This is a genomic window from Paraburkholderia sp. BR10954, from assembly GCF_040965775.1.
Lineage (GTDB): Bacteria > Pseudomonadota > Gammaproteobacteria > Burkholderiales > Burkholderiaceae > Paraburkholderia > Paraburkholderia youngii.
The window spans coordinates 37442-52334 of sequence record NZ_JBFRCK010000033.1 but is presented as its reverse complement, the minus strand read 5'-3'; the positions used below and the strand labels follow the sequence as shown (position 1 = coordinate 52334).

Here is a 14893-nt window from a genome sequence, read left to right as displayed (position 1 = left end):
CGGACGGAACGACTGCGATGGATCTGAACTTCACCGCTGAAGAAGAAGCGTTTCGCACCAGCGTGCTGGCGTTTCTGCGCGACAAGCTGCCGCAACGCCTCGCCGGCAAGGTGCACGCCGGCCGGCGTCTGACGCGCGACGACATGGCCGAGTGGCACGCGATTCTGAACGCGCAGGGCTGGCTCGCGAATCACTGGCCGAAGGAATACGGCGGCCCAGGCTGGAACGCGGTGCAGAAGTTCATCTTCGAGAACGAATGCGCGCTGGCCGGCGCGCCGCGCGTCGTACCGTTCGGCGTCAACATGCTCGGGCCCGTGCTGATCAGGTACGGCAGCGAAGCGCAGAAGCGTCACTGGCTGCCGCGCATTCTCGATGGTTCCGACTGGTGGTGCCAGGGCTATTCGGAGCCGGGCGCGGGCTCCGACCTCGCGTCGGTCAAAACGACGGCGGTGCGCGGCAAGGATGCGCAGGGCGAACACTACATCGTCACTGGCCAGAAGACGTGGACCACGCTCGCTCATTACGCGAACATGATCTTCTGCCTCGTGCGCACCGCGACCGACGTGCGCAAACAGGAAGGCATCAGCTTTCTGTTGATCGACATGAATACGCCGGGCGTCGAAGTGCGGCCAATCATCACGCTCGACGGCGAGCACGAAGTCAATGAAGTGTTTTTCACCGACGTGCGCGTGCCTGCCGCAAATCTCGTCGGCGAAGAGAACAAGGGCTGGACCTACGCGAAATATCTGCTCACGTACGAGCGCACCAATATCGCGGGCGTCGGCTTTTCGGTCGCCGCGTTCAACCGTCTGCGCAAGATCGCCGCGAAACAGCTGCGCAATGGCCGGCCGCTCGCCGAGGATCCCGCGTTCGCGGCACGCATGGCGCGCGTCGAGATCGATCTCGAGAACATGAAGACGACCAACCTGCGCGTGATCGCAGCCGTGGCGGGCGGCGGGGTGCCCGGTGCCGAGAGTTCGATGCTGAAGATTCGCGGCACCGAAATCCGTCAGGAAATCTCGTCGCTGACGCGTCGCGCGATGGGCGCTTATGCGCAGCCATTCGTCGAGGAAGCGCTGTACGAAGGCTTCGACGGCGTGCCGGTCGGCCCCGACGAAGCCGCGAGTGCCGCATCGCAGTACTTCAATAATCGCAAGCTGTCGATCTTCGGCGGCTCGAACGAAATCCAGAAGAACATCATTTCCAAAACGATCCTCGGACTGTAAGAGGCGCGCGTCATGAATTTCCAGCACACCGAAGACCGCCGCATGCTGGCGGATACGCTGAACCGGTTTATCAGCGAGCAATACGGCTTCGCGACGCGCGACCAGATCGCGCGCTCGACGCAAGGCTTCAGCACCGAATTGTGGGCGCGCTTCGCGGAGCTTGGCGTGATCGGCGCACTGTTCGACGAAGCGAGCGGCGGTTTTGGCGGCGGCGGGTTCGATATTTCCGTGGTGTTCGAGAGTATCGGCCGGGGGCTCGTCGTCGAGCCGTTTCTCGATACGCTGATCGTCGGCCGGGCGATCGCTCGCAGCGGCAGTGACGCGCAAAAATCGGCACTGGGTTCGTTGATCGACGGCTCGCGGATCGTTGCGCTCGCGCATGGCGAACCGGACAGTCATTACGAACTGGGTCGGGTCGCAGCGACGCGCGCGCGGCGCAGCGTTAAGGGCAACAGCGGCGCGTGGACTTTGCATGGCGCGAAGACCGTCGTTCAGCATGGCGAGCATGCTCATGTGTTCCTCGTCTCGGCACGCACGAGCGGCGAAGACGATGCCGAAGCCGGCATCACGCTGTTTCTGGTGCCGAGGGACGCGGCGGGCGTGAGCGTGCGCGGCTATCGGAAGATCGATGGGGGACGCGCGGCCGAAGTGACGTTCGACAATGTGACGCTCGACGACGACTCCGTGCTCGGCTCAGTCGGCCAGGGCTTTGCGACGCTCGAATATGCGATGAGCTGCGGCGTGCTCGCGCTGTGCGCGGAAGCGGTCGGCGCCATGGACGTCGCGAAAGACTACACGCTCGACTATCTGCGCACGCGCAGGCAGTTTGGCGTGCCGATCGGCAGCTTCCAGGCGTTGCAGCATCGCATGGCCGATTTGCTGCTCGAAATCGAGCAGGCGCGCTCGGCGGTGATCAATGCGGCGGCGGTTCTCGATGGTGAACGCAATGCGCGCGAGCGCGCGGTGTCGGCGGCGAAGTACAGCATCGGCCGGATCGGCACGCGGGTCGCAGAGGAATGCATCCAGATGCACGGCGGGATCGGCATGACATGGGAGCTGCCGGTTGCGCATTACGCGAAGCGGCTCGTGATGATCGATCATCAGCTTGGGGATGAGGATCATCATTTGGAGCGGTTTGTGGCGCTGGGAGCTGCGGCGTCGCTCGCGCAGGCCTGAGCATCAGGCGCCTGCTTGTCGGAGACGCGGGGCGTCGCAGTTGTCCGCGACGGGCAAGAAAAAAGGACTTACGGCTTTCACCGTAAGTCCTTTTTGATCTTGGTCGGGGCGAGAGGATTTGAACCTCCGACCACCTGCACCCCATGCAGGTACGCTACCAGGCTGCGCTACGCCCCGAACAGAAGAAAAATTATAACAGACACTTCATTCGATTAGAACTGCCCGACACGCACAAAGCGAACGAGCCCATTAACTAGTGGCCCAGCAGATCGATTACGCTCTGCAGTTCCTCGCGCAACTTCTCGACATCGACAGCAACCGTTGCCGCCGATGCCTGGACCTGCCCCGCGGCTCCGGCGGCAGCTTCACCCTCTTCGATGACGGCATCCGGCCCACCGCTGCCATGCGAATCGAGCCGGTTGCGGGCGCCGTTGATCGTAAAACCCTGCTCGTACAGCAACTCTCGAATCCGCCTGATCAGCAGCACCTCGTGATGCTGATAATACCGACGATTGCCGCGCCGCTTGACCGGCCTCAACTGGGTGAACTCCTGCTCCCAGTAACGCAGCACGTGGGGCTTCACGCCGCAAAGTTCGCTGACCTCACCAATCGTGAAGTATCGCTTCGCCGGAATCGGAGGCAAGACGACTTTTTCGATCGTCGCTGTCATCGTCAGTTAGCCGTGATGGGTTGCCCGAAAGCGCGCCAGTCGATCAGCGCGCGAAGCTCGCTTCGGCGCCGTTTTCGACGAGCGCCTTCAGCTTTTGACTTGCATGAAACGTCACCACGCGACGCGCCGCGATCGGAATCGCCTCGCCCGTCTTCGGATTTCTGCCGGGACGCTGCGGCTTGTCGCGCAACTGGAAGTTGCCGAAGCCCGACAGCTTGACGCTGTCGCCGCTCTCGAGCGCATCGCGGATCACCTCGAAGAACGCCTCGACCATGTCCTTCGCTTCCCGCTTGTTGAGTCCGACATTGTCGAACAGCAACTCGGCAAGTTCCGCCTTGGTGAGCGTCGGCGTCTCATTGGAAACGACGGCGGGTGATGTCGGAATTTCTCGAATCATGGCGCTGCGTTGCGCCGTAAGAAGGGCTTCGAAATCACTCGAGTTCATTTCATTCATATCTATCAAATGGCGCGCCAAGCGTAAAACAATGGATGCGGAAACAGCCGTGCAAATGTTAAATGCGGGTTATCCGCGCAACCGTGCGCCATATACTCGAGCCAGACGTTCCACCAGAGTTTGAATAGCCAGATCGACCGTTTCATCCTGAAGGGTTCCGCCAGTATCTTGCAAGGTCACCCGGAACGCAAGGCTTTTCTCGTGCGCAGCCAGACCACCGGAAGTGTTTGATTTTGGACGAAATTCGTCGAAAAGCGCAACCTTCTGGACAGTCTTGCAGGCCGGTTCGGACTGGGCCTTCTGGAGCTCGTCGAGCAGCGCCTGAACCTCGATTTTCTGATCGACGACCACCGCAATATCACGTCGTACCGGCGGGAATTTTGAAACTTCCGACGGAACCGGCAATACCCGTTGCATTAATGCTTCCGCTTCGATTTCAAACAGAATCGGCGCATGCGGCAAATCATATTTTTGCATCCAGCGCGGATGCAATTCGCCAATCCAGCCCACTGCGCGACCATTCAATTCGATACGCGCGCTGCGTCCCGGATGCAGCGCCGGATGCTCGGCCTTTACGAACCGCGCGAGCGCCGGTGCGACCAGCGCTTCGATGTCGCCCTTCATGTCGAAGAAGTCGACGGCACGCGTCGGTGCGCCCCACTGCTCGTCGAGCGCGGGACCGTAGGCGAGCGCGCCGATCATCTTCGGCTGCGCGAAACCTTCGACCGTCAGCTCGCCGGCCTTGATCGACGGATCATGCAGGAACACGCGGCCCGCTTCGAACACGCGCACGCGGTCCGCCGCGCGACGGTTCAGGTTCGTGCGAAGCACATGAATCAGGCTGCCGAACAGCGTCGTGCGCATCACCGACAGCTGGCTTGCGATCGGGTTAATCAGACGCACCGGGTTGCTATTGCCCGCGAAGTCCTGCTCCCACTCGGCGTCGACGAAGCTGAAGTTCACCGTTTCCGCGTAGTCGCGCGCGGCGAGTGCATGCCGGATCGCGTGGATCGAGCGTTGCGTCTCGTTGGTCGCGCGCATTTCGCTGGTCGCGACCGGCGGGCGCGCCGGAATCTTTTCGAAGCCGTAGATACGTGCGACTTCTTCGATCAGGTCCTCTTCGATTTCGATATCGAAGCGGTACGACGGCGGCATCACCGAGAACGTATCGCCGTCACGCTCGAACGACAGGCCGAGGCGCGTGAAGATCTGCCCGATTTCATCGGCGCCGATCGCGACGCCGATGATGCGGTTCGCGCGCGAAACGCGCATCTTCACGGGCGCGCGCTTTGGCACGTTGACGATCTGATCGTCGACCGGACCCGCTTCGCCGCCGCAGATGTCGAGGATCAACTGCGTGATGCGCTCGATATGATCGACGGTCGTTGCGTAATCCACGCCGCGCTCGAAGCGATGGCCTGCATCGGTCGAAAAGTTGTACTTGCGCGAGCGGCCACGAATGCTATCGGGCCACCAGAACGCGGCTTCGAGATAGATGTTGGTGGTGTCGAGCGTGACTGCCGTGCTGTCGCCGCCCATGATGCCCGCGAGGCTTTCGATATGCTGCTCGTCGGCGATCACGCCGACCGTTTCATCGAGCTCGACCGTGTTGCCGTTCAGCAGTTTCAGCGTTTCGCCCTTGCGGCCCCAGCGCACGTCCATGCCGCCGTGGATCTTGTCGAGATCGAACACGTGCGACGGACGCCCCAGCTCGAGCATCACATAGTTCGAGATGTCGACGAGCGCGGAGATGCTACGCTGGCCGGAGCGCTCGAGACGCTCGACCATCCATTGCGGCGACTTCGCGCGCGCATTGACGCCGCGGATCACGCGGCCCGAGAAACGGCCGCACAGATCGGGCGCCGAGATTTTCACGGGCAGCGTTTCATTCAGCTTCACCGGAGCCGGCTTGATGTCGAGCGAGCGCAGCGGCGCCCCGGTAATCGCCGACGTTTCGCGCGCGACGCCGAATACCGACAAACAGTCGGCCTTGTTCGGCGTCAGCTTGATTTCAAAAACGGTGTCGTCGAGGTTGAGGGTCTCGCGGATGTCCTGGCCGATCGGGGTATCTTCCGGCAGGATCATCAGACCACTGTGATCTTCGGAGAGCTTCAGCTCGCGCGCCGAACACAGCATGCCCTGGCTTTCGACGCCGCGCAGCTTCGACAGCTTGATCGGGAACGGTGCGCCGCCCTCCTCGGCCGGCGGCAGTTGCGCGCCGACCAGCGCGACCGGCACCTTGATGCCCGGGGCCACGTTCGGCGCGCCGCATACGATGTTCAGCGTCGCGCCGGTGCCGGCGTTGACCTGACACACGTTGAGCTTGTCCGCATCCGGGTGCTTGACGACTTCCAGCACCTGGCCGACGACGATCTTCGAGGTCGGCGGCGCGGCTGGCCGCAGGTCTTCGACTTCGAGACCCGCCATCGTCAACGCGTGCGACAGCTCGTCGGTGGTCAGTCGGGGATCGACAAAGGTTCTGAGCCAGGATTCCGGAAATTGCATGGTTCTGTGTACGTTCTGATCAGGTTAGGTCCACGTCCGGCAGGTGCTTCGTAAAGCCGGTGGTCTTGCGCCGGTTCAGCGAGCTCTGCCGGGGACGCTCGCGGCGCGCACCGGGTGCGCTACCGCGCTCTTTGCTTTGTAGCGCTCGCGCGCGCCGGTTCACGCGAATTGACGCAGGAAACGCAGGTCGTTTTCGAAGAACAGGCGCAGGTCCTGCACGCCGTAACGCAGCATCGTGAGACGCTCGAGGCCGCTGCCGAAAGCGAAGCCGATGTAGCGCTCCGGGTCCAGACCCATGTTACGGATCACGGTCGGATGCACCTGGCCGGAGCCCGAAATTTCGAGCCACTTGCCCGCGTTCTTGCCCGTTTCGAACTGCATGTCGATCTCGGCCGACGGTTCGGTGAACGGGAAATACGACGGACGGAAGCGCACGAGAATGTCGTCGCGCTCGAAGAATTTTTTCAGGAAGTCGGTATAGACACCCTTCAGGTCGGCGAAGCTGATGTTCTCGTCGATCCACAGGCCTTCGACCTGGTTGAACATCGGCGAATGCGTGGCGTCGCTATCCACGCGATACGTGCGGCCGGGCACGATCACCTTGATCGGCGGCGTGTTGGTACGCGCGTAGCGTACCTGCATCGGACTCGTATGCGTACGCAGCAGCAGCGGGCGACCGTCGGCGTCCTTGCCGTCGACGTAGAAGGTATCCTGCATCGAACGCGCCGGATGGTTTTCCGGGCTGTTCAGCGAAGTGAAGTTGTACCAGTCGGTTTCGATCTCGGGGCCGTCTGCCACGTCGAATCCGATCGTACGAAAAATTTGCTCGACGCGCTCCCAGGTGCGCATCACCGGGTGCAGGCTGCCAGCATTGGCGCCGCGGCCCGGCAGCGTGACGTCGATCGCCTCAGCGGCGAGGCGCTGGTTCAGAAGCGCGTCGGCGAGCGACTGACGACGTGCCGTCAGCGCGGCTTCGACCTGTTGCTTGACGAGGTTGATCCGAGCGCCTTCTGTCTTGCGCGTTTCGGGATCGAGTTTGCCAAGGCCCTTCAACAGCTCGGTCAGCGCACCCGCCTTACCGAGAAAGCGCGCTTTCTCGTTCTCGAGGGTGGTGACGTCGGGGGCTTCTGCGAAGGCTTTTTGCGCGTCGGCGACAATCTGGTCCAGATCCATTGATCCCATCATTTCAACGTCAGTGTTCTATCGAAACAAAACTGGTTCTACCAACAAAAACGGGGCTCGGTGAGGAGCCCCGTTTTTGTTGCAGCGTCACCGAGACTACCGGATGTTCGCTGCAACGAACCACGCAGTTTTAATTGCCAGAAGCGCAATCAGGCTGCAACGGCGGCTTTCACCTGCTGAACGATCGCAGCAAAAGCAGCCTTGTCGAATACAGCCATGTCGGCCAGCACCTTGCGGTCCAGTTCGATCGACGCCTTCTTCAGGCCGTTGATGAACACGCTGTACGTCATGTCGTGCTGACGCACCGCCGCGTTGATACGCGTGATCCACAGTGCGCGGAACACACGCTTCTTATTGCGGCGATCGCGGTAGGCGTACTGGCCTGCGCGCATGACCGCCTGCTTGGCGATTCGATAGACGTTATTGCGACGGCCGCGGTAACCCTTGGCCAGCTTGATGATCTTCTTGTGACGGGCCCGTGCGGTAACCCCACGTTTTACTCGAGGCATGTTTCGCTCCTATGAGTGTCGGTTAAGGGTTAAGCGAACGGCAGCATTGCGCGAACGGAGTTCAGATCGGAATCATGAACTGCCGTGGAGCCGCGCAGATGGCGTTTGTTCTTGGTGGTCTTCTTGGTAAGAATGTGACGCTTGAAGGCCTGACCGCGCTTAACGGTACCGCCCGGACGCACCACGAAGCGCTTTGCAGCGCTCTTCTTGGTCTTCATCTTCGGCATGACAACTCCATTATTAGATGGACATGGGTGTGCGGTCGGCCAGATGGCCATTTCCCGCCCTTCGAAACCCATTCCACTTGGTATGCAGACCGCCGATACCGCCAGCGGCCGCTTTTCGGGAACGACTGCGCGCTTGCATGCGCGACGTTCCGAAATTTTCCAACACCGCGCCAGACACCCAGCACAGCATCAAACAACCTTGCGCTACCGGAGAGCGGGCCGCATGGCACGCCGCCGCTCCGGCCAACTGCTTCGCGCTTACTTCTTTTTCTTCGGAGCGAGCACCATGATCATCTGGCGCCCTTCCATTTTCGGCATCTGCTCGACCTGACCGACTTCGTCGAGGTCGGTGCGCAGGCGTTCGAGCATGCGCATGCCGATTTCCTGGTGAGCCATTTCGCGGCCACGGAAACGCAACGTGATTTTCGTCTTGTCGCCGTCTTCGAGGAAGCGGACGAGGTTGCGCAGTTTGACGTTGTAATCGCCGTCGTCGGTACCCGGGCGGAATTTGACTTCCTTGACCTGAATGACCTTCTGCTTGAGCTTGGCCTCGTGTTGCTTCTTCGCTTCCTGGTACTTGAACTTGCCGTAGTCCATCAAGCGGCAAACCGGCGGAACCGCTTGCGGGGCGATTTCGACCAGATCCACGTCCTGCTGTTCCGACATGCGGAACGCATCAGCGAGCTTCACGATGCCGAGCGGTTCGTTCTCGACGCCGACCAGTCGCACCTCGGGTGCTGTAATTTCACCGTTGATGCGGTGCGCAGACTTATCAGTAGCGATGTTACGTTTCCTCTAAAAATTAAAAAAAACGAGCCGGGTACCGAGTGGTTAGTTGAACGACTGCACGTCCTGGCGCAGACGCTCAATGAAGGCGTCAACAGGCATCACACCCATATCGACACCACCACGGGCACGCACGGCTACCGTTTGCGCTTCACGCTCCTTGTCGCCGACCACCAGCAGGTACGGCACCTTTTCCAGCGTGTGCTCGCGTATTTTATAGCTAATCTTCTCGTTGCGCAAATCGGCCTCGACTCTAACCCCTTGTTTTTGCAACGATTGGGCTAGCGACTGCGCATATTCGGACTGACTTTCCGCGATATTCATCACGACGACCTGGATCGGCGCGAGCCAGGCGGGCATTGCACCAGCATGGTGCTCGATGAGAATCCCGAGGAAGCGTTCCATTGATCCGACAATTGCCCGGTGGAGCATGATAGGGCGACGACGACTATTGTCTTCGGCGACGTATTCGGCACCCAGACGCTCCGGCAGCACCATGTCGAGTTGCAGCGTACCGCACTGCCACGAGCGGCCGAGCGCGTCCTTGATGTGATACTCGACCTTCGGGCCGTAGAACGCACCCTCGCCAGGCAGTTCTTCCCACGCGACGCCGCAGGCCGTCAGCGCCTCGCGCAGTCCCTGCTCCGCGCGATCCCACGTTTCGTCGGTGCCGGCGCGCGCATCCGGACGCAGCGACAGCTTGATCTCAACGTTGTCGAAGCCGAAGTCGCGGTAGACGCTCATCGCCAGCGTGTTGAACGCGATCGATTCGCTGATGAACTGGTCTTCGGTACAAAAAATATGGGCGTCGTCCTGCACGAAACCGCGCACGCGCATCAGTCCATGCAGCGCACCCGACGATTCGTTGCGATGGCACGAACCGAACTCAGCATAACGCAGCGGCAGATCGCGATACGAGCGCAGACCGTGGTTGAATACCTGCACGTGACCGGGGCAGTTCATCGGCTTGATCGCGTAGTCGCGCTTTTCCGATTCGGTCGTGAACATATTTTCACGATAGTTCTGCCAGTGTCCCGACGCTTCCCACAGCGAGCGGTCCATGATCAACGGCGTCTTGATTTCAAGGTAGCCGGCGTCATTCACGCGACGGCGCATGTACTGCTCGACCTGCTGCCACAGCGTCCAGCCGCGCGGATGCCAGAACACCATGCCCGGCGACTCGTCCTGCATGTGGAACAGGTCGAGCTGCTTGCCCAGCTTCCGATGATCGCGCTTCTCGGCCTCTTCGAGCATGTGCAGATATGCTTCCTGGTCTTCCTTCTTCGTCCAGGCCGTGCCGTAAATTCGCTGCAACTGCTCGTTCTTCGAGTCCCCGCGCCAGTAGGCTCCCGCGACTTTCATCAGCTTGAAGACCTTCAGCTTGCCGGTGGACGGCACGTGCGGGCCGCGGCACAGGTCCGTGAAGCCGCCATGCGAGTACAGCTTGATTTCGTCGCTGGCGGGAATCGATTCGATGATTTCGGCTTTGTACTTTTCGCCGATGCTCTTGAAGTACTCGACCGCTTCGTCGCGCGACACCACGCGACGCGACACCGGCTCGTCCTTCTTCGCGAGCTCCTGCATGCGCCTTTCGATTTTTTCGAGGTCTTCCGGCGTGAAAGGACGGTTGTACGAGAAGTCGTAATAGAAACCGTTGTCAATGACGGGGCCGATCGTAACCTGCGCTTCGGGGTACAGATCCTTCACCGCATACGCGAGCAGGTGTGCCGTCGAGTGGCGGATGATATCGAGTCCGTCTGCATCCTTCTCCGTGATGATGGCGAGCGCCACGTCGCGATCGATCAGCGCAGACGTATCGACCAACTCCCCGTCGATCTTCCCGCCGAGTGCGGCTTTCGCGAGGCCGGGGCCGATCGAGGCGGCCACTTCGGCGACGGTCACCGGATGCTCGTACTGTCGAACAGAACCGTCAGGCAAACGTATCGAAACCATTGCGTTCTCCGTGGTGCCGACCGGCGGCGGCACATACAACCAGGGTCAAAAAGACAAAAAAAATGCGGCCCCACTTTCGAGGGGCCGCATTCACATTTTACGCAAACATCACTGGCGAAAGAGGTCCTCGACTAGCGTCGCTCCGAAGTGGTTTCGGTCAACGTTCGCGGTGTCATAACCGTATTCGCCTTTTTGCGCTCAAAGCGCTTACTGCAGCGTGCGAAACCCCGGCGAGACCGGAATTCCATTTCGTTGGTAGGCTCGATTGGACTCGAACCAACGACCCCCACCATGTCAAGGTGGTGCTCTAACCAGCTGAGCTACGAGCCTGAAGAAACGAGAGTATATGGGGTACAGCCCAGCTTGGCAAGTACTTTTATGCAGCGACTTTAATTCGTCTCACCGTCGGCAGGCCCTTTTCCAATCGTCCGCGCCTCAGTTCTTGCGCGTCGCCCGCACCACGCCCGTGATTTCGCCCAGCAACGTGCACGCGCGCTGGATCTGCGCAGAGCTGGAAACCTCGACGGTAAATTGCATGAACGCGGCATTGCGGCGCGTTTGCGTCTTCACGCCGATCACGTTCATCTTTTCCCGCGCGAACACTTCGGAGATATCGCGCAGCAAGCCTTGTCGGTCCGTCGCCTCGATGCTGAGATCGACCGGGTAGACGGACTGGCCGCGACCGCTCATCACGTCCGCCGACCACGCGGTTTGCAGCACCCGCTCCGGCGCGCGCTCTGCCATCCGGCGGAACGTCGCGCAGTCGCTGCGATGCACCGACATGCCCTTGCCGCGCGTGACGAAGCCGCAGATGTCGTCGGGCGGCGCGGGCCGGCAGCAGCGCGCGAGCTGGGTGAGCAATGCATCGACGCCGACCACCAGCACGCCGGTAGACGCGCCGCGCGCGACGCTCGCGCCACTGCTGCGTTTCTCGAATTTTTCCGGCGCCTCGAGCTCGGGCTCGGGCGGCGGCGCGTCCTGCAGCGCCTGCTCGACGAGCCGCAGGCTGAATTCCTCCTTGCCGACCACGGAGAACAGGTCGTCGGTGGTCTTGAAACCAAGCCGCGCGGCCAGTTGATCGAGATTGACCGAGGTCTTGCCTTCGCGCTGCAGGGTTTTTTCAACCATCGCGCGACCGTTCGCGATGTGCTCCTGCAACTCGACCGCGTTGAACCACGCGCGCACCTTCTGCCGCGCTCGCCCGCTTTGCAGATAGCCAAGCTGCGGATTGAGCCAGTCGCGCGACGGACCACCCTCCTTCACCGCCACGATCTCGACCGTCTGGCCATTCTGCAATGCGGTGTTGAGCGGCACCATCACGCCGTCGACGCGCGCGCCGCGGCAACGATGCCCAAGCTCGCTGTGCAGGTGATACGCGAAGTCGATCGGCGTCGCGCCGTGCGGCAACGGAATCACGCGCGCCTGCGGCGTCAGCACGTAGATGTGATCGTCGTCGAGCGTGGCCTGCCGCAACTGCTCCCATGGCTGCACCGCGCCCGCTTCGCCATGCTCGCCCTCGGACACCTCGTCCTTCCACGCGAGCAGCTGTCGCAACCAGGCGATCTTCTCGTCGTATTTCTCGCTCGCGGTGAACGTGCCGCCATAGCCGCGCGCACCCGCTTCCTTGTAGCGCCAGTGCGCGGCCACGCCGTATTCGGCGAAGCGATGCATTTCCTGCGTGCGAATCTGCACTTCGAACGCGCGGCCGTCGTCGCCGATCACGACCGTGTGCAGCGACTTGTAGCCGTTCGGCTTCGGCCGGGAAATGTAATCGTCGAACTCCTTCGGCACCGGCTGCCACAGGTTGTGCACGATGCCGAGCACGGTGTAGCAGTCCTTGATGTCCGGCACGATCACGCGAAACGCGCGCACGTCGTACAGCTCCGCGAAGTCGAGCTGCTTGCCGCGCATCTTGCGCCAGATGCTGTAGATATGCTTCGGCCGACCGCTCACTTCGGCGCGGATGTGCGCGGCGGCCAGCTCCTGCTGCAGGCGTTCGATCGCCTGTGCGACATAGCTCTCACGCTCGACGCGCTTCTCGTCGAGCAGCTTCGCGATGCGCTTGTAGGTGTCCGGCTCCTCGAAACGGAACGCGAGATCCTCGAGCTCCCACTTCAATTGCCAGATGCCGAGGCGGTTCGCGAGCGGTGCGTAGATATCGAGGGTTTCGCGCGCGACGTCGGGCGACGGCGTGATCTTCGCGGCCGCGTAGTAACGCAGCGATTGCAGCCGCGACGCGAGGCGGATCAGCACGACGCGAATGTCCTGCGCGAACGCGAGCAGCATCTTGCGCAGCGCCTCGACCTGCGCGCGGCGCGCAGCCTGCGCGTCACGCCCGGCCTCGGGCATCGCGTTTTGCGCCGCACGCAAACTGACCGTGCCGAGCCGCAGCAGCTTGCGCACGTCGCCGACCAGTTGCGCGACTTCTTCGCCGAAGTTGTCGGCGATCACGCGCTCCGGATCGTGCAGATGCGGTGTCAGCGCGAACAGGGCCGCGGCCAGCACCGCCGGCGGATCGACGTTGAGCTTGCGCATGATCGACGCGGTGCCCGCCGCGTGATCCGCGAGCAATTCGCCCGACGACAGCCGCACCTCGCCCGCATGTTCGCGCACGAACGCCATCGCTTCGTCGAAGGAACGATGGGGATGAGGCGCGTTCGGAACGGTTTCGGTATTCATGGTGCGACGGCCCGCCGGGCCAGACGATTCAACGGAAAATCAACAACGGTGCGGCCTCTCAATCGCAAATCAGCTGCGCTGCGCCGCGATCACGACTATTTCGACGAGGCACTTCGGATTCGCGAGCTTTGCCTCGACGGTCGCGCGCGGCGGCGTGTCACCCTGCGCGACCCACTCGTCCCACACTGCGTTCATGCCGGCGAAATGCGCCATGTCCGAGATATAGATCTGCACCGACAGCAGCAGCGACTTGTCGCTGTTCGCTTCAGCGAGCAGACGGTCGATGTGCCCGAGCACTTCGCGCGTCTGGCCGGTGATGTCCTGCTCGTCGTCCTCGGCGATCTGACCCGCGAGGTACACGGTGCCGTTGTGCACGGCCATTTCCGAGAGACGCTTGCCGACGTGATAACGAATGACTGCCATGAAATGTCCTGAACTGAGGGTTGATCGAACTACACGCCGCACGACACTGTTAATAAAAGCTTCATGCGGAACTCAATATTATGACCCGTTCGCGGCCGAGCCGATGAAGAACTCCCTCGCGAGCGCGATCTGGTCCGCCGCGAGAAACGCCGGCGCATGACCGACGCCCGCGATCTCCACGCTCGATACCGCACGCCCGGCCGCCACCATCTTCGCGACCGTTTCACGGGACAGCAAATCCGACTGCTCGCCGCGCACCACGAGCACCGGCCCCTGGAACGACGCGAGCGAATGCCACAGCGCCGCTTCGCCGAGCTTCGCCGCTTCCTCGGTGACCGCCGCGAACGGCTGGGCGATGCGCGGGTCATAGCGCAGCACCCACGCGCCGTCTTCTTCGCGCAGCAACGGGGTATTGATTTCGCGCCATTCGTCAGGCGTCAGCGGGCCGAAGCCCTGCGCGAGTTGCGCCGCGTAGTCGACACCCTGCTGCAGCGTATCGAAGCGTGCGGGCTTGCCGAGGTAGTCGCCGATGCGCTTGACCGCGACCGGCTCCAGATGCGGCCCGACGTCGTTCAGCAGCAGCTTGCGGATCGGCGTGTCCGGCAGACCGGCGAGCCCCATGCCGATCAGGCCGCCCATCGAGGTGCCGAACCAGTCGACGGTGTCGACGTCGAGCCGCGCGATCAGCGTGACCATGTCGGCGACATACTGCGGTACCGCATATAAGTTGGGGTTCGCGAGCCACGACGACAAGCCCCGGCCAACCACGTCCGGGCACACCACGCGATAGGTGTCCGCGAAGTTGGCAGCGAGTCGGTCGAAGTCGCGCCCCGATCGTGTCAGTCCGTGCACGCACAGCAGCACGCGCGGATTGTCCGGATCGCCCCACTCGGTATAGGCGACGCGATGCAGGCCGGCCGCGCTCGCGCACTGCACGTAACGTTGACGCGGCGCGGGCCGCCCGGTGGCGGAAGCATAAGTCGTTGCGGTCATCTGGTGTCCTTGCAAAGACGCTGCGGATTGGGCTGCGAACGATTGTAAACCGCTTCGTCGCGCGGCAAGCATCGGCCAGAAGGCTTAGGAAGATCGTGCAAACCGTCCGG

General features: G+C 61.9%; 13 protein-coding genes and 2 tRNA genes. 2 read left to right on the top strand and 13 right to left on the bottom strand.

Annotated features, from left to right (window positions below; all coding sequences use genetic code 11):
* Positions 1-17: 17 nt before the first annotated feature.
* A complete protein-coding gene (locus AB4Y34_RS32745) occupies positions 18-1226 on the top strand; it encodes an acyl-CoA dehydrogenase family protein (protein WP_368718375.1) in 1209 nt (402 codons plus the stop codon).
* 12 nt (positions 1227-1238) lie between these two features.
* Positions 1239-2402 (top strand): acyl-CoA dehydrogenase family protein, encoded by a 1164-nt coding sequence (locus AB4Y34_RS32740; protein WP_368718374.1) that lies wholly within the window; start codon positions 1239-1241, stop codon positions 2400-2402.
* A 100-nt stretch (positions 2403-2502) separates the two neighbouring features.
* Here AB4Y34_RS32740 and AB4Y34_RS32735 read toward each other — a convergent pair.
* The 13 genes from AB4Y34_RS32735 to AB4Y34_RS32675 all read right to left on the bottom strand — a co-directional run bounded on the left by AB4Y34_RS32735 (position 2503) and on the right by AB4Y34_RS32675 (position 14783).
* Positions 2503-2579: transfer RNA gene (locus AB4Y34_RS32735), tRNA-Pro, on the bottom strand.
* Between the two features lie 76 nt (positions 2580-2655).
* Positions 2656-3072: a MerR family transcriptional regulator gene (locus AB4Y34_RS32730; protein WP_176108087.1), complete on the bottom strand. Its 417-nt coding sequence runs from the start codon at positions 3070-3072 to the stop codon at positions 2656-2658.
* Between the two features lie 43 nt (positions 3073-3115).
* Positions 3116-3526: an integration host factor subunit alpha gene (locus tag AB4Y34_RS32725; protein WP_176108086.1), complete on the bottom strand. Its 411-nt coding sequence runs from the start codon at positions 3524-3526 to the stop codon at positions 3116-3118.
* 69 nt (positions 3527-3595) lie between these two features.
* Positions 3596-6031, bottom strand: a complete 2436-nt coding sequence (gene pheT, locus AB4Y34_RS32720) for a phenylalanine--tRNA ligase subunit beta (RefSeq protein ID WP_368718373.1) — start codon at positions 6029-6031, stop codon at positions 3596-3598.
* A 159-nt stretch (positions 6032-6190) separates the two neighbouring features.
* Positions 6191-7204, bottom strand: coding sequence for a phenylalanine--tRNA ligase subunit alpha (gene pheS / locus AB4Y34_RS32715; protein ID WP_018435256.1), 1014 nt, complete (start codon positions 7202-7204; stop codon positions 6191-6193).
* Positions 7205-7362: 158 nt separating this feature from the next.
* Positions 7363-7722: a 50S ribosomal protein L20 gene (gene rplT, locus AB4Y34_RS32710; protein ID WP_006052502.1), complete on the bottom strand. Its 360-nt coding sequence runs from the start codon at positions 7720-7722 to the stop codon at positions 7363-7365.
* Positions 7723-7751: 29 nt separating this feature from the next.
* Positions 7752-7949, bottom strand: a complete 198-nt coding sequence (gene rpmI / locus AB4Y34_RS32705) for a 50S ribosomal protein L35 (RefSeq protein WP_006052501.1) — start codon at positions 7947-7949, stop codon at positions 7752-7754.
* A gap of 258 nt (positions 7950-8207) precedes the next feature.
* The gene (gene infC / locus AB4Y34_RS32700; protein WP_075643713.1) at positions 8208-8732 is read right to left on the bottom strand and encodes a translation initiation factor IF-3; all 525 of its coding nucleotides are present in this window, start codon (positions 8730-8732) and stop codon (positions 8208-8210) included.
* A 48-nt stretch (positions 8733-8780) separates the two neighbouring features.
* Complete coding sequence (gene thrS / locus AB4Y34_RS32695) at positions 8781-10688, bottom strand: threonine--tRNA ligase (protein ID WP_176382161.1); 1908 nt, start codon at positions 10686-10688, stop codon at positions 8781-8783.
* A 253-nt stretch (positions 10689-10941) separates the two neighbouring features.
* Positions 10942-11018, bottom strand: a tRNA-Val gene (locus AB4Y34_RS32690).
* 105 nt (positions 11019-11123) lie between these two features.
* Positions 11124-13367: a bifunctional (p)ppGpp synthetase/guanosine-3',5'-bis(diphosphate) 3'-pyrophosphohydrolase gene (locus AB4Y34_RS32685; RefSeq protein WP_368718372.1), complete on the bottom strand. Its 2244-nt coding sequence runs from the start codon at positions 13365-13367 to the stop codon at positions 11124-11126.
* Positions 13368-13436: 69 nt separating this feature from the next.
* Complete coding sequence (locus tag AB4Y34_RS32680; protein WP_176108081.1) at positions 13437-13790, bottom strand: RidA family protein; 354 nt, start codon at positions 13788-13790, stop codon at positions 13437-13439.
* A 78-nt stretch (positions 13791-13868) separates the two neighbouring features.
* Complete coding sequence (locus AB4Y34_RS32675) at positions 13869-14783, bottom strand: alpha/beta fold hydrolase (protein ID WP_368718371.1); 915 nt, start codon at positions 14781-14783, stop codon at positions 13869-13871.
* Positions 14784-14893 lie beyond the last annotated feature (110 nt).

Excerpts from the sequence above, each read along its gene's own strand:
- AB4Y34_RS32745 (WP_368718375.1), top strand. The coding sequence starts at position 18 with ATGGATCTGAACTTCACCGCTGAAGAAGAAGCGTTTCGCACCAGCGTG.
- AB4Y34_RS32740 (WP_368718374.1), top strand. The coding sequence starts at position 1,239 with ATGAATTTCCAGCACACCGAAGACCGCCGCATGCTGGCGGATACGCTG.
- AB4Y34_RS32730 (WP_176108087.1), bottom strand. The coding sequence starts at position 3,072 with ATGACAGCGACGATCGAAAAAGTCGTCTTGCCTCCGATTCCGGCGAAG.
- AB4Y34_RS32725 (WP_176108086.1), bottom strand. The coding sequence starts at position 3,526 with ATGAATGAAATGAACTCGAGTGATTTCGAAGCCCTTCTTACGGCGCAA.
- pheT (WP_368718373.1), bottom strand. The coding sequence starts at position 6,031 with ATGCAATTTCCGGAATCCTGGCTCAGAACCTTTGTCGATCCCCGACTG.
- pheS (WP_018435256.1), bottom strand. The coding sequence starts at position 7,204 with ATGGATCTGGACCAGATTGTCGCCGACGCGCAAAAAGCCTTCGCAGAA.
- rplT (WP_006052502.1), bottom strand. The coding sequence starts at position 7,722 with ATGCCTCGAGTAAAACGTGGGGTTACCGCACGGGCCCGTCACAAGAAG.
- rpmI (WP_006052501.1), bottom strand. The coding sequence starts at position 7,949 with ATGCCGAAGATGAAGACCAAGAAGAGCGCTGCAAAGCGCTTCGTGGTG.
- thrS (WP_176382161.1), bottom strand. The coding sequence starts at position 10,688 with ATGGTTTCGATACGTTTGCCTGACGGTTCTGTTCGACAGTACGAGCAT.
- AB4Y34_RS32685 (WP_368718372.1), bottom strand. The coding sequence starts at position 13,367 with ATGAATACCGAAACCGTTCCGAACGCGCCTCATCCCCATCGTTCCTTC.
- AB4Y34_RS32680 (WP_176108081.1), bottom strand. The coding sequence starts at position 13,790 with ATGGCAGTCATTCGTTATCACGTCGGCAAGCGTCTCTCGGAAATGGCC.
- AB4Y34_RS32675 (WP_368718371.1), bottom strand. The coding sequence starts at position 14,783 with ATGACCGCAACGACTTATGCTTCCGCCACCGGGCGGCCCGCGCCGCGT.